This is a genomic window from Pseudenemella bisphenolivorans (genome assembly GCF_051133435.1).
Taxonomy (GTDB): domain Bacteria; phylum Actinomycetota; class Actinomycetes; order Propionibacteriales; family Propionibacteriaceae; genus JAAYAO01.
The window spans coordinates 372,612-392,845 of sequence record NZ_JBPGNY010000003.1; the positions used below are offsets into that span (position 1 = coordinate 372,612).

At 67.1% G+C, this 20,234-nt stretch carries 19 protein-coding genes; 3 read left to right on the top strand and 16 right to left on the bottom strand.

The window, feature by feature from the left end:
* Positions 1–267: 267 nt before the first annotated feature.
* The gene (typA, locus tag ACR4XW_RS09290) at positions 268–2,127 is read left to right on the top strand and encodes a translational GTPase TypA (RefSeq protein ID WP_434760269.1); all 1,860 of its coding nucleotides are present in this window, start codon (positions 268–270) and stop codon (positions 2,125–2,127) included.
* A 150-nt stretch (positions 2,128–2,277) separates the two neighbouring features.
* On the opposite strand, the gene ACR4XW_RS09295 is transcribed toward typA, so the two are convergent.
* From ACR4XW_RS09295 to ACR4XW_RS09370, 16 genes are all read right to left on the bottom strand, one after another.
* Positions 2,278–2,991, bottom strand: coding sequence for a hypothetical protein (locus ACR4XW_RS09295; protein ID WP_434760270.1), 714 nt, complete (start codon positions 2,989–2,991; stop codon positions 2,278–2,280).
* Positions 2,988–3,398: a helix-turn-helix domain-containing protein gene (locus ACR4XW_RS09300; RefSeq protein ID WP_434760271.1), complete on the bottom strand. Its 411-nt coding sequence runs from the start codon at positions 3,396–3,398 to the stop codon at positions 2,988–2,990. The genes ACR4XW_RS09295 and ACR4XW_RS09300 overlap by 4 nt, the downstream gene beginning before the upstream one ends.
* Positions 3,399–3,441: 43 nt before the next feature.
* Entirely contained in the window at positions 3,442–5,943 is a 2,502-nt protein-coding gene (locus tag ACR4XW_RS09305) for a glycoside hydrolase family 65 protein (RefSeq protein ID WP_434760272.1), read from the bottom strand.
* A gap of 42 nt (positions 5,944–5,985) precedes the next feature.
* Positions 5,986–6,696 (bottom strand): HAD family hydrolase, encoded by a 711-nt coding sequence (locus tag ACR4XW_RS09310; protein WP_434760273.1) that lies wholly within the window; start codon positions 6,694–6,696, stop codon positions 5,986–5,988.
* 10 nt (positions 6,697–6,706) lie between these two features.
* The gene (locus tag ACR4XW_RS09315) at positions 6,707–7,609 is read right to left on the bottom strand and encodes a DUF2510 domain-containing protein (RefSeq protein WP_434760274.1); all 903 of its coding nucleotides are present in this window, start codon (positions 7,607–7,609) and stop codon (positions 6,707–6,709) included.
* Positions 7,610–7,734: 125 nt separating this feature from the next.
* Positions 7,735–8,628 (bottom strand): ferredoxin family protein, encoded by an 894-nt coding sequence (locus ACR4XW_RS09320; protein WP_434760275.1) that lies wholly within the window; start codon positions 8,626–8,628, stop codon positions 7,735–7,737.
* Complete coding sequence (locus ACR4XW_RS09325) at positions 8,625–9,725, bottom strand: cupin domain-containing protein (RefSeq protein WP_434760276.1); 1,101 nt, start codon at positions 9,723–9,725, stop codon at positions 8,625–8,627. Before ACR4XW_RS09325 ends, ACR4XW_RS09320 begins: the two co-directional genes overlap by 4 nt.
* Before the next feature lie 137 nt (positions 9,726–9,862).
* Positions 9,863–10,183, bottom strand: coding sequence for a hypothetical protein (locus tag ACR4XW_RS09330; protein WP_434760277.1), 321 nt, complete (start codon positions 10,181–10,183; stop codon positions 9,863–9,865).
* 163 nt (positions 10,184–10,346) lie between these two features.
* A complete protein-coding gene (gene pstB, locus ACR4XW_RS09335; RefSeq protein ID WP_434760278.1) occupies positions 10,347–11,126 on the bottom strand; it encodes a phosphate ABC transporter ATP-binding protein PstB in 780 nt (259 codons plus the stop codon).
* A 28-nt stretch (positions 11,127–11,154) separates the two neighbouring features.
* Positions 11,155–12,315 (bottom strand): phosphate ABC transporter permease PstA, encoded by a 1,161-nt coding sequence (gene pstA / locus ACR4XW_RS09340; RefSeq protein ID WP_434760279.1) that lies wholly within the window; start codon positions 12,313–12,315, stop codon positions 11,155–11,157.
* The gene (gene pstC / locus ACR4XW_RS09345) at positions 12,315–13,271 is read right to left on the bottom strand and encodes a phosphate ABC transporter permease subunit PstC (protein ID WP_434760280.1); all 957 of its coding nucleotides are present in this window, start codon (positions 13,269–13,271) and stop codon (positions 12,315–12,317) included. The genes pstA and pstC overlap by 1 nt, the downstream gene beginning before the upstream one ends.
* 104 nt (positions 13,272–13,375) lie before the next feature.
* Entirely contained in the window at positions 13,376–14,488 is a 1,113-nt protein-coding gene (gene pstS, locus ACR4XW_RS09350; RefSeq protein WP_434760281.1) for a phosphate ABC transporter substrate-binding protein PstS, read from the bottom strand.
* 156 nt (positions 14,489–14,644) lie between these two features.
* Positions 14,645–15,529 (bottom strand): NUDIX hydrolase, encoded by an 885-nt coding sequence (locus ACR4XW_RS09355; protein ID WP_434760282.1) that lies wholly within the window; start codon positions 15,527–15,529, stop codon positions 14,645–14,647.
* 5 nt (positions 15,530–15,534) lie between these two features.
* Complete coding sequence (locus ACR4XW_RS09360) at positions 15,535–17,625, bottom strand: RNA degradosome polyphosphate kinase (protein WP_434760283.1); 2,091 nt, start codon at positions 17,623–17,625, stop codon at positions 15,535–15,537.
* A gap of 24 nt (positions 17,626–17,649) precedes the next feature.
* Positions 17,650–18,483 carry a mycothiol synthase gene (mshD, locus tag ACR4XW_RS09365; protein ID WP_434760284.1) on the bottom strand — a complete coding sequence of 278 codons (834 nt, stop codon included), beginning with the start codon at positions 18,481–18,483 and terminating at the stop codon, positions 17,650–17,652.
* Positions 18,484–18,552: 69 nt separating this feature from the next.
* Entirely contained in the window at positions 18,553–19,206 is a 654-nt protein-coding gene (locus tag ACR4XW_RS09370) for a winged helix-turn-helix transcriptional regulator (RefSeq protein WP_434760285.1), read from the bottom strand.
* Between the two features lie 67 nt (positions 19,207–19,273).
* Here ACR4XW_RS09370 and ACR4XW_RS09375 point away from each other — a divergent pair, with 67 nt between their 5' ends.
* Both ACR4XW_RS09375 and ACR4XW_RS09380 read left to right on the top strand, forming a co-directional pair.
* The gene (locus ACR4XW_RS09375; RefSeq protein ID WP_434760286.1) at positions 19,274–19,522 is read left to right on the top strand and encodes a MoaD/ThiS family protein; all 249 of its coding nucleotides are present in this window, start codon (positions 19,274–19,276) and stop codon (positions 19,520–19,522) included.
* Between the two features lie 111 nt (positions 19,523–19,633).
* The coding region (locus ACR4XW_RS09380) for a metal ABC transporter substrate-binding protein (protein WP_434760287.1) at positions 19,634–20,234 on the top strand (601 nt) is incomplete at its 3' end.

Consider the following 20,234-nt stretch of genomic DNA (forward strand, 5'->3'; position numbering starts at 1 on the left):
GGGCTCGCACTCAGCACAGGTTCCGGCCAATTGCTTCCTGCAACCGGTACTCGTTCCTGCGTCACGTAGTAAGCCACGCAGGAACGAGTACGAGTTGCATTTGCGGATTGGGGGGCGCTGAGCGGGGTGGCGCGGCCATTATGGTCATGCCGACCCGCTCAGGGGCCGGGGAGGCTGTGGGCGGGAGGTGAAAGCCGCGGTTAACACCGAGTGCCTTCGGGGGCATAAACTCGCCCCGCCCGAGCCCTGCACCCGGAAAGTCCGCACATGCCAGTACGCGCTGATCTGCGCAATATCGCCATCGTGGCCCACGTCGACCACGGTAAGACCACCCTCGTGGACGCCATGTTGTGGCAGTCCGGGGCCTTTCGGGAAGGGCAGGATGTCAACAACCGCGTGATGGATTCGATGGATCTGGAACGCGAGAAGGGCATCACCATCCTGGCCAAGAACACCGCGGTGCGGCACACCATCGACGGCCAGGACGTCACCATCAACATCATCGACACCCCCGGCCACGCCGACTTCGGTGGCGAGGTGGAACGCGGCCTGGAGATGGTCGACGGGGTGATCCTGTTGGTCGATTCCTCGGAGGGTCCGCTGCCGCAGACCCGCTTCGTGCTGCGCAAGGCGCTGGCCAAGAAGCTGCCGATCATCGTGGTGGTGAACAAGGTCGACCGGCCCGATGCCCGGATCAGCGAGGTGCTCAATGACACCGAATCGCTGTTCATGGATCTGATGGACGATGACTCCGACCCCGATGCCCTCGACTTCCCGGTGGTCTACGCCTCGGGCAAGGCCGGCCGCGCCTCGCTGAACCGCCCGGCCAACGGCGAGATGCCCGACTCGGAAACCCTGCAGCCGTTGTTCGAAACGATCATGGCCACGGTGCCGCCGCCCTCCTACGTCGAGGGGGCCCCGCTGCAGGCCCACGTCACCAACCTGGATGCCTCCCCCTACCTGGGCCGGCTGGCGCTGTGCCGGATCATCGCCGGAGAACTCAAGCGCGGTCAGAACGTGGCCTGGTGCCGCGCCGACGGCACCGTGCGCAATGTGAAGCTCTCGGAGTTGCTGATCACCGAGGCCCTGGATCGGGTACCGGCCCATTCGGCCGGACCGGGCGACATCGTGGCGATCGCCGGAATCGACGACATCACCATCGGTGAAACCCTCTCCGACCCCGACGACCCACGGCCGTTGCCGCTGATCATGGTGGACGAACCGTCGATCTCGATGACGATCGGCATCAACACCTCACCGCTGGCCGGCAAATCGGGCAAGAACCTCACGGCCCGACTGGTCAAGGCCCGGCTGGACCAGGAACTGATCGGCAATGTGTCGCTGCGGGTCAATCCCACCGAGCGACCCGATACCTGGGAGGTGCAGGGCCGAGGCGAACTGCAGTTGGCGATCCTGGTCGAGATGATGCGCCGGGAGAGCTTCGAGTTGACCGTCGGTAAACCTCAGGTGGTCACCCGCACGGTGGACGGCCAATTGCATGAGCCGATGGAGCGGCTGACCATCGACATCCCCGAGGAGTACGTCGGCACGGTCACCCAGTTGATGGGCACCCGCCGCGGACGGCTGGAGCAGATGGTGAACCACGGCACCGGCTGGGTGCGGGTGGAATACATCGTGCCGGCCCGGGGCCTGATCGGGTTCCGCACCGAGTTTCTCACCGAGACCCGCGGTACCGGCCTGATGCATCACGTCTTCGAGAGCTACGAGCCCTGGCACGGTGAGCTGCGCACCCGCCCGACCGGTTCGCTGGTGGCCGACCGCAAGGGTGTGGTCACCTCCTACGCACTGTTCAACCTGCAGGAGCGCGGCTCGATGTTCGTCGGGCCGGGCGAAGAGGTTTACGAGGGAATGATCGTCGGCGAGAACTCCCGGGCCGACGACATGGACGTCAACCCCACCAAAGAGAAGAAGCTCAGCAACGTGCGCTCATCGACCGGCGAAGAACTCGAGCGGTTGATTCCGCCGAAGTTGTTGAACATGGAGCAGGCCCTGGAGTTCTGCCGCGGGGACGAGTGTCTCGAGGTCACCCCCACCCATGTGCGGGTGCGCAAGGTGCATCTGTCGGCCACCGACCGGGCCAAGCTCAGCAAGCGCGCCAAGCAGTAGCAGCTCCCGGGCAGCACGCCGCACCGAACGGCACAGCACCCCAACAGCCAGCGTCCGAACAAGCAGAACGCCGGTCGGGCTCGGCGAATCCGGGGATTCGACGGCCCAACCGGCGGACGTTACGAGTTCGGCGGTACCGAACTCATCGACTCAGTGCTGCTCCTCGCTGAAGCCGGTCTCGGCCTCCACCGGCTCGGTGGCCGGTTCGCTCAGCGGTTCGGGATCCGGGGCCGGAGCGGTTTCACCGAGGTTGTCGGCGGGGAACTCCCCACCGAGGCCGGCGTTCTCGACATCGGCCGGGTGCACCCCGAAGCCCTCACCGGGGGCCTCGTCACCCTTGCCACCGGCGACGTGTTCCTGCGGCTCGGTGGTGTCGGCGTTCACGCCGAAGCCCTCCGCGGTGGCCTTCGACAGGTCGGCGTCGTGCTCCCGCGTGGCACCGCCACGGCCATCGGGACGAACCCGCTCCACAGCGGTGCGTCCGCGCTCGGCCAGGTCGACGATGGCGGTGCGGGCCTCTTCGAGGAAGGCCTCGGCACGCACCCGCATCTGGTCGGGCCATTCCTTGGCCTGCTCGGGCAGGTTGGTCGCCTTGTTCGGAGCCTGGGAAATGAAGTTCTTGACTTCCTCGGCCTGCGCGGCACGCTTGGCGCGGCGCTGCTTGGCCTCTTCCTGGTACTGGTCGTAGCTGTGCTTGACGGCCCCGGCCATCGCGTCGGCCAAGCCGGCAGCGGCGTAGAGGCCGGTGCGGGCGGCTTCGACCAAAACCTGTCCGGTGCGCTCGTCGAAGGCGACGAACCCGGACTTCTTCGGCTCCTGCGGCGGGATCGGGGTCTCGTGGTTCTCGGTGGACTGGTCGGTCATGCCATCCTCCTGGATGCTGGGTCGGGCTCTTCCTGAGTCTCCGCGACGAACGACGCGTAGACCTCCATCAATGCCCTGCGCTGACGGTCGGTCAGCAAAGGGTCTGCCTGCACGGCTTCGCGCACCGTGCAGCGTGCGTGACTTTCCGGGTCGAGAATCCCGGCCCGGACGTACAGCGATTCGGCCGATACCTGCAGCGCCTTCGCCAGTTGCTGCAGCACCTCGGCCGATGGCTTGCGCAGACCACGTTCGATCTGGCTCAGGTAGGGGTTCGAGACCCCGGCCTGTTCGGCCAGCTGACGCAGGGTGAGTGCCGCTTCCTTACGGCGCGCGCCGATGAACTCACCGAGGCTGTTGAGCTGATCACCCAGCCCGGTGGAGCTTCGACGCTTCTCCTCCCGAGTCACACCCCCATTGTGCTTGCAAAAGTTAGCAGAATCAAACCATTAGTTAGCGCATCGGGTTGGCGGTCGGGACGCTGGCGGTCACCAGCGACCCGTCGGCGCGGCGCCGGAAGGGCAGCGTGCCGGGTTGGCCCTCGATCCGCGGGCCCTGATCCTCCAGGGGGATGCGCGCGGTGGCACCGGCGATCAGCGAGACCTTCTGGCCGCGCACCCACAGGTCGAGGGCGGTGCCTTCGAGCACTTCGAAGATGTACTCGTCCTGGGTCAGGGTGGCCTTCACCTTGGTGCCGAGTGCCTGGAAGCGGTAGGTCAGGGCCTCCCAGCGTTCGGGCAACCGGGGCTCGAAGGTGAGTTCGCCGTCGTAATCGCGCAGCCCGCCGAAGCCGTTCACCAGCGCACTCCACACGCCTCCGGTGGACGCCACGTGCACCCCGTCGGAGGTGTTGGAGTGGGCGTCGACCAGATCGACGAAGAGTGAACCGTAGAAGTAGCGCAAAGCGAGCTGGTGGTAGCCGACCTCGGCGGCGATGATTGACTGCACGACCGCCGAGAGGGTCGAGTCACCGGTGGTGATCGGGTCGTAGTAGTCGAAGTTGCGGCGCTTCTCCTCCAGGCTGAACTGATCACCCTGCAGGAACAGCGCGAGCACCACGTCGGCCTGCTTCAGCACCTGGAAGCGGTAGATCACCAGCGGGTGGTAGTTCAGCATCAGCGGCAGCTTCTCGACCGGGGTGGCGTCCAGGTCCCACAGCTCACGCTCCAGGAAGTGCGAGTCCTGGGGGTGCATCCCGAATTCCTCGTCGTACGGGATCACCATCGACTCGGCACAGCGCAGCCACTCGTCGACCTCACCCTCGCGCAGCTTGAGGCGCTGGGCGAGCCGTTCGTAGTCCTCGGGCCAGTGCTCGCGGATGATGAACACCGCGCTGGCCGCCTTGCTGAGGTTGTGCCGCGCCATCACGTTGGTGAACAGGTTGTCGTTCACCACCGTGGTGTACTCGTCGGGCCCGGTGACGCCATGGATGTGGAAGGCCTCGTCACCGTTGGAGCGCCAGAAGCCGAGGTCGGCCCACATCCGGGCGGTTTCGACCAGCACGTCCACGCCCTCGCGGAGCAGGAAGTCCACGTCCCCCGACATCAGCACGTAGCGCACCAGGGCATAGGCGATGTCGGCGTCGATGTGGTACTGCGCGGTGCCGGCGGCGTAGTAGGCCGAGGCCTCCTCACCGTTGATGGTGCGCCAGGGGAACAGTGCCCCGTCCTGGGTCATCTCGGTGGCCCGGTCGCGGGCGGCGTCCAGCATGTTGTAGCGGAACCGCAGCGCGTTGCGGGCCGCGGCCGGACGGGTGTAGGTCAGGAAGGGCATCACGTAGATCTCGGTGTCCCAGAAGTAGTGACCCGAGTAACCCGACCCGGTCACCCCCTTGGCGGCGATGCCGTCGGAGTCGGCCCGTCCGGTGGCCTGGGCGAGCTGGAAGAGGTTCCAGCGGATCGCCTGCTGCACCTCGGGCTGACCGGGCACCTCGATGTCCACGTCGTCCCAGTACTTGTCGTACCAGTCACGCTGCTGGGCGCGCAGGTTCTCGACGCCCTCGGTCTTGGCCCGATCCAGGGTGCGGCGCACCCGGTCGGTCAGCTCGCGGGTCGGCACGCCCTTGGAGGTGTGGTAGCTGGCGTACTTCACCAGCCGGATCACATCGCCCTGCTTGGCCTGCACCCGGTAGACGATCTTGGCCGAATCCTCCTCGGACCAGATATTGCGCTCATAGGTGCCGGTGGCGCTGAACTCGTGGTCGGCCCCCACCGCCAAGGTCATCCCCGATTCGACGGCCTGGAAGCCCAGCAGCATCCGCTGGTCTTCGTGCCAGTGCCATTGCGGGCTCAGCACGCGGCGCTGGAAGCCGGCCCCCTTGCGCGGATCGTGCCCCTCACCCATCGCGGCCGAGCGGACGTAGTACTCGTCCTTACCGTCCTGACGGTTCAGCACCTGGGACGACAGGGTGAGCGCCATCGAGCCGGTGAGCACCTCGATCTCCATCGTCATCACCGCGAGGTGACGTTCGGTCATCGAGACCATCCGGGAGGACTTGATCGCCAGTTCGTGGCCGGCCGGGGTGCGCCAGACCAGTTCGCGGCGCAGGGTGCCGTCGCGGAAATCCATCGAGCGCTCGTACTCGGCCAGGTCGGCATTGGTGAGCAGGATCGGCTCGTCGTCGGCGTAGAGCTTGATCAGGTTCGTGTCCGGGGCGTGCACGATCGTCTGACCGGTGCGGGCGAAGCCGTAGGCCTCCTCGGCGTGCTGGATCGGCCACACCTCGTGGAAGCCGTTGATGAAGGTGCCGTGGCTGTGTGAATCCCGGCCTTCCTCGGGGTTGCCGCGCATACCCAGATAGCCGTTGCCCACCGCGAACAGGGTCTCGGTGGTGCCGAGGTCGGTGGCGTCATGGCGGGTTTCGACCAAACGCCAGGGGTCAACCGGAAAACGCAGCCGGTCCATCGGGTCGGTGGCCGGTGGCGGCTGGTGGGACGCGCGGTAACGGTGGGCCATCAAGAATCTCTTTCGGATCGAGCGGGGCGGTGGGTTGGGTAATCAGGCCGTCAATTCGGCCAGGTCACCGACCACGATGTCGGCACCGGCTTCGGTCAGGGCGGCGGCTCCGACACCCCTATCCACGCCGATCACCTGCGCGAAACCGCCGGCGGCTCCGGCGCGCACCCCGGAGATGGCGTCCTCGACCACCACACAGCGTTCATGGGGTACGCCCAGCAATTCGGCGGCTCGCCAAAACGTATCGGGCGCAGGCTTTCCGGCCAAGCCCTCGTCGGCGGCGACTTGCCCGTCGACCACCACGGGGAAGCGTTCGGCCAGTCCTGCGGCGGCCAGCACGGCCGGGGCGTTCTTGGACGAGGAGACCACTGCCATCCGCACCCCGAGGCCGAACAGATGGTCGAGGTAGCGAACCGATCCGGGGTAGGGCTGGACGCCCTCGGCGGCGAGCACCTGGTTGAACACCAGGTTCTTGCGGTTGCCCAGTCCGCACACCGTCTCGGTGTCGGCGGAGTCGGTGGGGTCGCCCTCGGGCAGGTTGATATCGCGGGAGGCGAGGAAGTCGCGCACACCGTCGTAGCGCGGCTTGCCGTCGACATAGTGGTGGTAATCGGCGTCGGTGTAGGGCTGTTCCCCCCGATCGGAGAGAAAGTCGTTGAACATCCGGTGCCAGGCTCGCATGTGAACCTCGGCGGTCGGGGTCAGCACCCCGTCCAGATCGAAAAGCACGGCATCGAAGTCGGCACTCGTCACATTCGCAACCCTAGCCGACCTTCAGTGATGCCATCGCCTCCCTGGCCGGGGCCTCCAAGTGCTTCGAGGTATTCGGAATCGAGGCGTAGAACAGGCCCGCGCCGGCATCACCGGTGTCGACGATGACCACGATCAACAGTTCTTCATCGGCCTCGAGGTTGGGGATGTCGAAGGACAAATTCGACTCGATCACCCAGGCGTCCCGGCCGTCGACGGTGATCGCCTCACTGCGGACGTCCTCGCGGTGCACCTCGGTGCCCTCACCGTAGAACGACCCCACGACGCACTTCACGACGACCTCGGCGCCGTCCTTGGGGCTGTAGAAACCGTCACCGGCCAGGAGTTCGCCGAGGGTGATCGAGGCGACCCAGTTGTAGCCGGGCTGGTAATCCTTGTGGATGGTCACGTTCTGGCTGAGCGCGGCACGGCTGAACGGCACCCGGGTTTCGGCACGCGGGGCACTCCACTCCCCCTGCGGATCCTTGTAGGCCAGCTTGCCGGCCCGCACCCAGCCGTCCCCCTTCTGCGGCGGGGCGGCCGAGTTCGACGGGTCACCGGGTGGGCAGATCTCGGTGGTGTTGGTGCGGCGCGGGTTCGGACTGGTCGGGTCGTCGTTGCCGCCGCCGATGAAACTGCGGATCGCCAGGAACGCCACCATGGCGATCACGACGAGCGCAACCACCCCGATGATCCCCCACATCAGGGGCTTGCGGTTGTCGGTGCTGCCGTACTCACCGGTGCCGTAGGTCTGGGCATACTCGACCGGATCGGCCACCTGGCCCGGCGCGAAACCGGTCGGCGGTGGCGGGGCGTCGGGGGTGTCGCTGAGCGCGGCAGACCACGAGTGACCGTCCCAGTAACGCAACCTGGACGAGCCACCCGGATCCGGGTACCAACCTGCTGGACTGCTCACGCGGCACAGTCTAAGCGGCCCGATGCCGGGATTCGACCGATCGCGGGACTCGAGACCTTCCCGTTAACCGGACCGGCGATGGGGGCGCGGAACCGGTGGCAACACGCTCAGCGGGACAGCACCGCTCAGCCGGAGAGAACCGTGGCCCGGTGTACCGGCATCGGCTGGGCGGTCGCGGCACCACAGGTCAACTGTCGGGGAGCCGAGCGGGTGCTGTGCACCTCGACGGTGTGTTCGCCGCGGTCGGTGACCTCGAAGGTGACCACGTGGGTGGCCGAATCGGCTCGGCGCACCCCGGCCAGGCGCACCGCGTCCAGACCGGTGACCCCCAGTTCGCGCCGCAGCGCGATCTCGGCGTACTGCACCGGCATCGGCCAGCAACTGCGCCCGCGCAGGCGGTCGAGGTTCAGTTCGCCGCGGCGATGGGTGGCGGTCAGATCGGCGACCTCGTCGGCCTCGATGCCCCCGTAGTAGAGCCCGTGCGGCAACACCAGCAGGTTGGCCGCGAAGCGGTCGCCGCCGAGGTGGGAGACCTCCCAGCCGCAGTCGGGTTCGGTCGTGCGCAGGGCGGCGGCCACCGGACGCCCCCGAACCGCGCAGCAGCGGTCGTGTTTGCCGTGGGTGCAGACCGCGAACAGCGGCTCGGCGACCGGTTCCCAGCCGAGGCTGCCCAGTTGGCGCAGCATCGACAGATCGGTGTGCAGCAGGTCGCGCAGATCGTCCAGTACTGCGGTTTCCAGCCGGGGGTGGGACGCATCGGTGTGGGCCGCGTACACCCGGTGCCCGGTGGTGTCGTCGCTGCGGCGTTCCCCGCGCCGGATCAGCAGGGGGCGTACCCCGGCTTCGGCGCAACGTCGGGCGAGGATCGGGCCCAGGCCTTCGGGCAGGCGGGCATCGCGCAGCGCGTCGGTGCCCCAGGCCCCGTCGTGTTCCAACAGCAGAAAAGCCCGGACGGTCGAGGCGGTGCCGGCCGGATCGTCACCTCGGCTGCGGGCCGCATCGCTGCACGGGAAGGTCATGCCGGGCCCTCGGGGATTTCGACGGCGAGGGTGCCTTCGCGCACCAGCCGACGGCAGAGCACCAACCGGCTCGCTTCGTCCAGATCGAGGTCGGCCGGGGTGAACCGCTGCAGTTCGGCGATTCGAGCGAAGGCCGGTTCCAGCCAGGCCGGGACGTCGAGATGCCGATCGCCGAGCAGCACCCGCATCCGGTCGCCCTCGGGTGGTAGGGGCCGGCAGATACCGCGGCGGCGGAGCACGCTGTTGTCGGTGATTCCCGCGTCATCGGTGTTGCCGGTGTTGACGACATCACGGTCGACCAGGCCACCGGCGAGCCGGCTCGGCCGGGTGGTGAGGAATCGTTCGTGTTCGGCGCGGACGAGTTGATCCGGGTCGAGGGCGCGCACCCGTTCGGCCAGTGCGGTGAGGCGGTCTGCCAGCCCTTCGCGCAGCAGTGCCGGATCGGTGAGGTGCCCGGCCGGCAGATGACCGGGCCCGTCGCCGAGTTCGGCCAGGACCGGTTCGATCGCGCGGCGCAGAACCGCGGGCCAGGTGAGTTGGTTGATGCCGATGGTCACGTGCAGCGAGATGGTGTCCTCGGTGCGGGCGGCATGTCGGGTGCCGGTGGGCAGATAGAGCACCAGACCCGGTTCGAGGGTGACCTCTTCGGGTTCGCTGCGCTCCTCCGATTCCCTGGGCTCTTCGGATTCACTGTCGGCCGTGCCGTGCAACTCCCAGCGCTTGTGGCCGTGGGTCTGGTAGACGAAGACGTCGTGGCTGTCGGAGTGCACCGCGAAGCCCTGGGCCGCCGGTGGAGTGAGGTAGGCGTTGGCCTGGCAGGGGTGCCCGAGCGCCAACTCGAGGTCGGCGATCAGTCGGGTCAGCGGTGACCAGTAGCGGTGCAGGCCCTGGAAGACGATGGTCGCGCCCTCGTCGAACAGAGCCAGAGCTCGCCGCGGGTCGACCAAGCCGGTGAGGGTGCGCCCGGCCAGCGTCGCGGTGCGGATGTAGCGCGATTCGGGCAGCACCGAACCGTCCTGGACCAGGCGAATGGACGGGGTGCGGATCGCGCTGGAGGTCAGCAGTTCATCGGCATCGGCCAGCGAGAAGGTGTCCACCAGTCGCTGCGCGTCACCGAGATGCCGGTGCACCGCACGGGCCCAACGCCTCGCGATGAAGTCGGTGGCGTCGCCGGTGAGGAGGTCGAGCGCCCACCCGCGGTGGGCACCCGCCTCCTCCGTGGCCTGGATTCGATTCAGCCGGCTGCCCCGTCGGTCACGTCGGTGGCGTCGGCATCGGTGCTGTCGGCGTCCGCATCGGTGGCGTCGGCGTCGCGACCATCAGTGCCATCGGCGTCCTGACCATCGGTGCCGTCGGCATCCTGACCATCGGTGCCGTCGGCGTCCTGGCCGTCGGTCACATCGGTGGCGTCGGCATCGGTGCTGTCGGCGTCCTGACCGTCGACCACATCGGTCGCATCGGCGTCGGTGCTATCGGCATCGGCACCCGACCCCGCCATCCCGGCGGGGCCACCGGTGACCATGTCGTCGTCATTGAGTCCGGGGCTCTGGTTCATCTGTCGTCTCCTGAACGTGTTGTGGCCGCCCGGGGTGGGGACCTATCGGCCAGTCAACTGATCCGGCCGGGTTGCGTCAACACCCTCTCGGGTGCGCGCCGGGAAATGCCGGAAACAGTGCGGGCCGGTCCCCGATCGGGAACCGGCCCTGGTGCCGTCCGGCTCAGCCGAAGCGGCCGGAGACGTAGTCCTCGGTGTCCTTCACCGACGGGTTCGAGAAGATCTTCTCGGTGTCGTCGTATTCGATCAGCCGGCCGGGCTTGCCGGTGCCGGCAATGTTGAAGAAGGCGGTGCGATCGGAGACGCGCGAGGCCTGCTGCATGTTGTGCGTCACGATCACGATCGTGTAGTTCTCCTTGAGCTCCTCGATCAGGTCCTCGATCGCCAGGGTGGAGATCGGGTCCAGAGCCGAGCAGGGCTCGTCCATCAGGATCACGTCGGGCTGCACCGCGATGGTGCGGGCGATGCACAGGCGCTGCTGCTGACCGCCCGACAGGCCCGAGCCGGGCAGGTCGAGACGGTCCTTGACCTCGTTCCACAGGTTCGCGCCGACCAGGGCCTTCTCCACGATCTCCATCGCGGCCTTGCTGCCCAGGCGCTTGCCGTTGAGCTTGTAGCCGGCCAGCACGTTGTCCTTGATCGACATCGTGGGGAACGGGTTGGGGCGCTGGAAGACCATGCCGACGTGGGTGCGCACGTCCACCGCGTCCACGCCGGGGCCGTAGATGTTGGCGTCGTCGAGCAGCACCTCGCCCTCGACCCGGGCCTTCGGCACGACCTCGTGCATCCGGTTCAGGGTGCGCAGGAAGGTGGTCTTGCCGCAGCCGGAAGGGCCGATGAAGGCGGTCACGGTACGCGGCTCGATGCGCATGCTCACGTCCTCGACGGCGAGGAACTTGTCGTAGTAGACGTTCAGGTTGTTGACGTCGATCCGCTTCGACATTCGTTACTCCTTCAAAGTGGTACCGGCGTCAGCGTCCGGTCTTGGGGGCGAACTTCCAGGCAACCAGTCGCGCGATGCCGTTCAGGCCCATCACGATGATGATCAGCACCAGTGCTGCGCCCCAAGCTCGTTCCAGGGACGGTCCCGGAGCGCCGGGGGCCGTCGGGGAGATGAGCTGTCGGTAGATGTAGACCGGCAACGTCATCATGGGGTTCGGCCGGCCCTCGAAGAACGGGTTCCAGTTCACCGAGTAGGCCAGTCCTGCGGTCAGCAGGATCGGCGCCGTCTCACCGGTGACCCGGGCGATGGCCAGGGTGACGCCGGAGGCGATGCCGGAGATGGACGTGGGGATCACAACGCGCAGAATGGTACGCCACTTGCGCACGCCCAGCGCAAACGAGGCCTCGCGCAGTTCGTTGGGCACCACCCGCAACATTTCCTCGGTGGATCGCACCACCACCGGAATCATCAACACCGCCAGGGCGATCGCGGCGCTGAAGCCGGCCGTGGCCGCCTGGATGCCGACGATCGGCACGATCACCGCGGCGGCGAAGAGGCCGGCGACGATCGAGGGAATACCGGTCATCACGTCGACGAAGAAGGTGATCGCCCGCGAGAACGGGCCGCCGTTGCTGTATTCGACCAGGTAGATCGAGGTCAGCAGACCGATCGGTACCGAGATCAAGGTGGCCAGCAGGGTGATCATCAGGGTGCCGATCAGGGCGTGCTTGATGCCGCCCAACACCCCGTGCTCGCCCTGCACCGTCTCCTGGTCGACCCGACCGATCACGCCCTGCATGTCGGAGGCGAGGAAGCCGGGGTTCAGCAGACCCGGGACGCCGTTGCTGAGCACGGTCCACACCACCGACAACAGCGGCAACAGGGCCAGGGCGAAGGCGCCGGCGATCATCGTCATCCAGAAGATGTTGCGGCCCTTGCGGGCACCGAGCTTGGCCCAGGACACGCCCGTCCAGGCGAACAGGAAAATGAGGAAGCCGAAGAGCAGGAACAGCACCACATTGAAGCCCCCGGTGATCAGGAAGCTCAGTGCGATCCCGACCACGGCGGCAGCCGCCAGCAGCACATAGGGCATCCACCGCGGGATGGAGGCGGTACGGATCGCCCCACTGCTGAGGGCGAGGTCGTCGGTCTGGTCGTCGACGGTCTTGGTCGCATTCGGTTCGGACATCAGTTGGCTCCCGAGTACTGCGAGTAGCGGCCGACGATCCAGCGGGCCGTCATGTTGACGATCAGGGTGATGGCGAACAGCACCAGACCGGCGGCGATCAGCTCGGATCGGATGGCGCCGAAGGCTTCGGGGTACTTGAGGGCGATCTCGGACGGGACGGTGCGGTTACCGACACCGATCAGGTTCGCGGTCAGCACGCCGGGCGAGAGCACCATCGCCACCGCCATGGTCTCGCCGAGGGCCCGGCCGAGGCCGAGCATGACGGCCGAGACGATGCCGGCGCGGGAGAAGGGGAAGACCGCCATCTTGATCATGTCCCACTTGGTCGCACCGAGGGCCAGGGCCGCTTCTTCGTGCAGCTTGGGGGTCTGGATGAAGATCTCCCGGCACAGCGAGGTGATGATCGGCAGCACCATCACCGCGAGCACGATGCCGGCGGTGAGGATCGTCCGGCCGGCCATCGACACCGGGCCGGAGAACAGCGGGATGAACCCGAAGTTGCGTTCCAGCCACTGATAGAAGGGCACCAGCGCGGGGCCGAAGAAGGTCATCCCCCAGGCGCCGTAGACCACCGAGGGGATCGCGGCCAGCAGGTCGATGATGTAGCCGACCGGCTTGGACAGCCGCCGCGGGGCCAGGTGCGAGATGAACAGGGCGACACCGATCGCGACCGGGGTGGCCAGCAGCAGGCCGATCGCCGACACGATCAGGGTGCCGATGGCCAGCGGGATCACCCAGGAGACGAAGGTCTTGCCATCGATCAGGTCTTCGGGATCGGTGACGAACGCCTCGGCCGACGACACACTCAAGAAGAACGCCACGAAGACCAGCGTCAACAGAATCATCGCTGCCGCGATCATCGTGATGGTCTTGAAGGTGATGTCACCGGCACGACCGCCGCGGGAGACGATCCCGGGCGAGGATTGTGGTGGTGCAGGTGTCTCGGTTTGTGTCATCGCTATCCCCGATTCTCGCTGGTGCCACGCAATGTAACGAACATGGCGGACGCCGGGCTACGCGTTGCGCGTGGCCCGGCGACCGTCATTGCATTTCTTTCAGCTCACTGAACACCGATGGAATCGATGGCTTCGGTGGCCTCACCGCTCAGCTTCTCCGACAGCGGAGCGTTACCGGCCGAGCCCTCGGCGGTCTTCTGACCATCGGCGGAAACCATGTACTTGGCGAAGGCCTTCACCATGTCGGCGGTCTCCTGGTCGGCGTACTTCTGGCAGTAGATGTGGTACGACACCAGCACGATCGGGTACACGCCCGGCTCTTCGGTGGTGCGGTCCAGCTCAACGGCCATGTCGTTGCCCTCACCGGTGCGCTTACCGGTCTCGACGGCCTTCGAAGCGGCATCGGAGGAGTACGGCACGTACTCGCCACCGACACCCACGGCCACGGTGCCCAGGCCCTCGACGGCCGAAGCGTCGGCGTAGGTGATCGCGCCCTCGGTCTGCTTGGTCAGGCCGACCACGCCACCGGTCTGCTGAGCCGACTCGGCCTTCAGGTCGGTCGGCCAGTCCTCGACCTCACCGTAGGTCCAGGTGTCGGCGGCATTCGCCTCCAGGTAGGAGGTGAAGTTCTCGGTGGTACCCGAGGAGTCACCACGCACCACGACGGTGATCGCCAGGTCGGGCAGGTCGACGCCCTCGTTCTGCTCGGCGATCTTCGGGTCGTTCCACTTGTTGATCTTGCCGGTGAAGATGGCGGCGATGGTCTCGGCGTCCATCTTGATGTTCTCGGCCTTCACGTCCGGGAGGTTGTAGGCCAACGCAACCGGAGAAATGTAGGCGGGGATGTTGATGACGCCGGAGTCACCGCACTGCTCGGCCTTGGCGCCGTCTTCCTGCTTCATCGCGGCATCGGAACCTGCGAAGGTGTACTTGCCGGCGACGAAGCCCTCACGGCCGGTGCCCGAACCGACAACGTCGTAGAGCACCTCCATGCCGCTCTGCTCGGACTTGAAACCGTCGATCCAGGCCAGCATCGCGGATTCCTGCGAGGAGGCGCCGCCGCCGGAGAGGGTGCCGGTCAGCTGCTGCTCGCCGCCGCCGCCACCGTTGCCACCTTCATCGCCACCGGTGCCCGGGTTGTTGCTGGCACAAGCCGACAGGCCGAGGCCGAGGGCCGTGGTGAGGGCGATCGCAGCGCCCACGCGAGAAAACTTCACGAGTCTTCCTTCGTTCGTTGTTCAGGGGGTTGGCTCCAGGTTTCGGATCCGGCTGCGACGCTAAGAGCGTCCGGTGACACAACTTGGCGAAATCGGTTAACTCGCGGTGAACGACTTGTCTCGGTGCAGTCACGGGCGTGTGATGTCGCTCACCGCTCAAGTCTCGGTGTCATGGACTTCCAGGGCGATCACCTCGCCGTCATCGGCCAGGTGCAGCACCACCGACCCACCCGGGGAGAGGGAGCGGTTCGGCACCCCCAGGGCCTCGAAAATGCAGGGCAGCACCGGACGATGGCCGCACACCAGGGAGGCCAATCCGGACGCGGCCCGCTCGGCCACCTGGGTGGTCGCCCGGGCAACCCCGGACGGTTCCTGTTCGAAGGCGGCCTCGGTGATTTCGCCGATCGGTTCCACCACCCGGTGGGTGTGGGTGGCGTAGGGGGTGACGGTCTGCATACACCGCGCCCACGGCGAGCTGGTGATTCGTTCGATGCCGTAGGCGCCGAAGAAGTCGACCAGTTCCAGGGACTGTTCCTCACCCCGTACCGCCAGTGGCCGGGTGTTCTCGTCCGACCCCCAGTTCTTGCGGTCGATCGCCTTGCCGTGGCGCACCACCATCAGCACGGTCGTCCGGGGCATCTCGACCGCCTGGGCGACCAGGTCGCGGTCGGCTCGTTGGGTGAGTTCGGCCCGGGCGCGGTCGACCGGCCACCAGGCCACCTCGTCCACCTCGTTGAGGTCGATCGGGCCCTGCTCGTCGGTCTCGTCGGCGACGAAACCGAGCCACCAGTCGACCTCCTTGGCATGGCCCTTCACGGTGTACGTGGTGCGGTCGAGCGGCACCGACAGCCTGATCCGCACGCCGGTTTCCTCGGCAACCTCGCGCACCGCGGCGACCGGGGCGATCTCATTACCCTCCAGCTTGCCCTTGGGCAGTGACCAGTCGTCGTACCGGGGGCGGTGCACCACCAGCACCTCCGGCCCGTCCTGGCTCGCCCGGAGCACCACCGCTCCGGCCGCACGGATCAGCTTTTTGCTCATGCCGCTCAGTGTCGCTTCCGTCGTTTCGTTTTCTCGTCGATCAGGTGCTGCTGCAGGTCGCGCAGCGGACGTCCCTCGGCGTCGGTGGTGTGCGGGGTCCACCGGTCGTCGATCAGGTGCCAGGCCACGGTGCCCTCGTCGAAGGCGAGGTCGAACAGGGCCTCGATCTCTTCGATGTGGTCGCGGCGGGTGATCGACACCAACGCTTCGACCCGGCGGTCGAGATTGCGGTGCATCAGGTCGGCCGAGCCGATCCCGACGGTGGGGTTGCCGCCGTTGGCGAACCAGAACAGCCGGGAGTGTTCCAGGAAACGGCCCAGGGTGGAGCGCACCCGGATGTTCTCGCTCAGCCCCGGTACCCCGGGACGGATGGTGCAGATGCCGCGCACCCACAGATCGACCGGGACGCCGGCCTGGGAGGCCCGGTAGAGGGCGTCGGTGATCGCCTCGTCCACCATCGAGTTGACCTTGATCCGGATCCCGGCCGGATTGCCGGAGCGGTGCTGGGCGATCTCGTTCTGGATGCGTTCCAGCAGGCCGGTGCGGATCGAGTGCGGGGCCACCAGCAGCCGGCGGTAGCGGGTTTCGCCGGTCATCCCGGACAGGTGGTTGAACAGCCTGGCCACATCGGCGGTGATCACCGGGTTCGCGGTGAGCAGGCCCATGTCCTCGTACTGGTTGGCGGTTTTGGGGTGGTAGTTGCCGGTGCCGATGTGGGCGTAACGGCGCAGCCCCTCCCCCTCGTCGCGCACCACCAGCGACAGCTTGCAGTGGGTCTTCAACCCGACCATGCCGTAGACCACGTGCACGCCGTTGCGTTCGAGTTTGCGGGCCCAGCCGATATTGGCCTGCTCGTCGAAACGGGCCTTGATCTCGACCACTGCGAGAACCTGTTTGCCGTTCTGGGCGGCCTCGATCAGGGCGTCCACGATCGGCGAATCACCCGAGGTGCGGTACAGGGTCTGCTTGATCGCCAGCACCCTGGGGTCGTTCGCGGCCTGTTCGACGAAACGCTGCACCGAGGTGGCGAAGGAGTCGTAGGGGTGCTGGACGAGTACGTCATTGCGGCGCAGCGCGCTGAACACATCCACCGGACGGGAGGACTCGACCTCCGACAGGTGCGGGTGGGTGCGGGGCAGGAAGCGGGGGTATTTGAGGTCTTCGCGTTCCACCCGGTCGAGGGCGAACAGGCCGGTCAGGTCGAGCGGTGCGGGCAGGTGGAAAACCTCCGCCTCGTCGATATCGAGTTCGTCGACCAACAGGGCCAGGATCTCGGGGTCGATGTCGTGTTCGACCTCGAGGCGCACCGGTGGCCGGCCCACCCGGCGGCGCAGCAGTTCGCGTTCGAGGGTGTAGAGCAGGTTCTCGGCATCGTCCTCCTCGACCTCGAGGTCTTCGTTGCGGGTGACCCGGAACGTTGCGGTGGAGATGATCTGGGTGGTGCCGAAGAGGTGTTGCAGGTGGTGGGCGATCACGGTTTCGATCGGCACGAACCGGCCCTCGTCCAAGGACAGGAAGCGGCCGAGCACATGCGGCACCTTCACCCGGGCGAACTTGACCTCACGGGTCTTGGGGTCGCGCAGCAGCACCCCGAGGTTGATTGCCAGCCCGGAGATGTAGGGGAAGGGGTGGGACGGGTCGACCGCGAGCGGGGTGAGCACCGGCAGGATGCGTTCGATGAACAGGGTGCTCATCGCGCTGCGTTCGTCGTCGGTGAGTTCGTCCCAGGAGAGGATCTCGATGCCCTCGGCGGCCAGTTCGGGGCGGACTTCCTCGGCGAAGATCCGGGCCTGGTCGGCGACCAGTTCGCGGGTTTGGGCCAGCAGCGCGTCCAGCAGTTCGGTGGGCAGCAGCCCCGAGGTGCCCGGGGAGGCGATGCCGGCGCGGATGCGTCGTTTCAATCCGGCGACCCGCACCATGAAGTACTCGTCCAGGTTCGACGAGAAGATCGCCAGGAACTTGGCGCGCTCCAGCAGCGGCACCCGCAGCCGGTCCTTGGCCAGGTCGAGGACCCGGTTGTTGAAGGCCAGCCAGGACAGCTCCCGGTCGGAGTAGCGGCCCTCGGGCAGCGGTTCGATTTCTGGTTGCTCGGTCATCGAGGGCTCCTGGGGGTAGGTGGCTCAGCGGCCGGGGCCGGACCAGACGATATCGCGATTGAGCACGCCGAAGCCGGAGCGCTCGTACAGGGCCACCGCGGCTTCCTGGTCGCCCTCGACCCACAGCACCACCCGGTGCAGGCCCTGGTCGGCCAGGTGGTGCAGCCCGGCCCACAGCAGGGCCTTGCCGACTCCCCCACCGTGGGCGGACGGGTCGACGCCGATCACGTAGACCTCACCCTCGGTCTCGTCGCGGCGTTTGGTCCAGTGGAAGCCGATCACCTCTCCGTCGCGTTCGGCCACCAGCAGACCCTCGGGGCGGAACCAGCTCTGGGCGCAACGTTCGGCGAAGTCGGCCGCGTCCATCTCACCCTGCTCGGGGTGATGGGCGAAGGCGGCGGCGTTGATCTCGATGATCCGGGGCTCGTCGTCCGGAACGAAAGAGCGGATGGTGAGCCCCTCGGGCTCCGGCGCCGGCGGCAGATCGGTGAGGTCGCGTCCCATGATCAGCAGCTCGCGGGTCGAGCGCAGGGCGAGTTTCTCGGCCACCCGCCGGGCCGCGGGCAGGGCCCCGAAGGACCAAAGCTGGTAACCGCCGGTGATCAGTTTCTCGGCCAGAGCGCTGCCGATGCCCTGGTTGCGATGGTCAGGGTGCACCACCAACTGGGCGGTGCCCGGCAGCAGGTGGGCATAGCCGGTGAGCTCACCGTTGGGGCCGTGCGAACTCAGCGCGGTGACCGGACCGGCGGCGAGCGCACGGTACGCCTCCTCGTTGAGCGGGTCGACGCCGTCGGCCTCGCGGGCCCGGTTCAGCAGGTCGGTGAGCTCCGGGGTGGTGGTGAAGGTCTGATCGGTCACGCGGCCCACGCTAGTCGGTGCGGTCGCAAAGTGGCCCGTCGCATCGCTGCTGTGCGTGTGGCGGATGTTTCAGGTCATCAACCGGTAGCCGACATTGCGCACGGTACCGATCAGCGATTCGTGCTCCGGGCCGAGCTTGGCCCGCAGCCGGCGGATGTGGACGTCGACGGTGCGGGTGCCGCCGAAATAGTCGTAGCCCCAGACATCGGAGAGCAGTTGTTCGCGGCTGAACACCCGTCCCGGACGTTGCACCAGATACTTGAGCAGTTCGAACTCGGTATAGGTCAGGTCGAGGGCGCGTCCGTTGACCCGGGCGACATAGGCGGCCTCGTCGATCGTGATGCCCGATGAGGAGACCAGGTCGGGAGTCCTGTTCTCGGAGGCGAGGATCAGGCGGATGCGGGCATCGACCTCGGCCGGGCCGGCGTCGGCCAGCACCACATCGTCGATGCCCCAGTCGGCGCTGACCGCGGTGAGCCCGCCTTCGGTGACCACCAGCAGGATCGGCATGTCCTTGCCGGCGGAGTTCAGCAGCCGACACAGAGTGCGCACCGAAGCCAGGTCGGTGCGTCCGTCTATGACCAGCAGGTCGGCCTGCGGGGCGCCGACCAGGGCGCCGGCATCGCGGGGCAACAGGCGGGTCTCGTGACCCAGCAGACCCAGCGACGGCAACACCTCGCCGGCGGAGCCGACCTCGGGGGTGAGGATGAGCAACAGGGACACGATTCCGTCGGCCCCCTTCCCGATACCCGTGACGCACTGTGCGCTGGGCATGAAGCAGAATACCGCCATGGCGACAGTGCACTTGCGATACTGGGCGGCTGCCGAGGATGCAGCCGGGGCCGCGACCGCGAGCTACCCGGCGCAGACCCTCAATGAGGCTTTGACGCAGGCGGGGCGTGACCACCCCCGGCTGGCGCAGTTGCTGCCCGGATGCGCGGTGTTGCGCGATGGGGTGCGGGTGCCCGAGGAGCGACGGGACGACCCACTCGGCGAGGACATCGAGGTTGAGGTGCTGCCGCCCTTCGCCGGGGGCTGAGGGCGCAGAGTTCGTCACCGACGAGCTCGGGGTGCGCCGATTTCATTTCCGGGCCCAATCATGATTCCATGAGAACAGTTCTCATTATCGACTGGATTGGGCAATTTCATCATGCGACGCACTGTGGTTGGGCTCAGCGGATTGCTGGTCGGGGCACTGGCTCTGGCCGGATGTGGCACCGACACCGACACCAGCGGTGGAGGCGACTCGAAGGACCCGGTGGCGGTGGTGACCACCACCCAGCTCGGCAGCATCGTGAATGACATCACCGCCTGCAACGATGCGACCGCGGTCACCGTGATGGGCCCGGGTGATGACCCGCACGAGTTCAGCCCCTCGTCCCAGCAGATCTCCCAGATGGCCAAGTCCAAGCTGGTGATCGTCAACGGTCTGGGTCTGGAGGGCAACCTGGAGAAGGCGATCGAGAGCGCTCGTACCGAGGGCGCCACCGTCTTCGAAGTGGCTCCCCAGCTCGATCCGATCCCGTTCGGCGGGCATGACCACGACCATGGCGATGACGATCATGATCACGGCGACGAGGAAGACGGCCACGATCATGAGGGCGAGGGTGACGATCACGCCGACCACGACCACGAAGGTGAAGGCGACGACCACGCCGACCACGACCACGAAGGTGAAGGCGACGACCACGCCGACCACGACCACGAAGGTGAAGGCGACGACCACGCCGACCACGACCACGAAGGTGAAG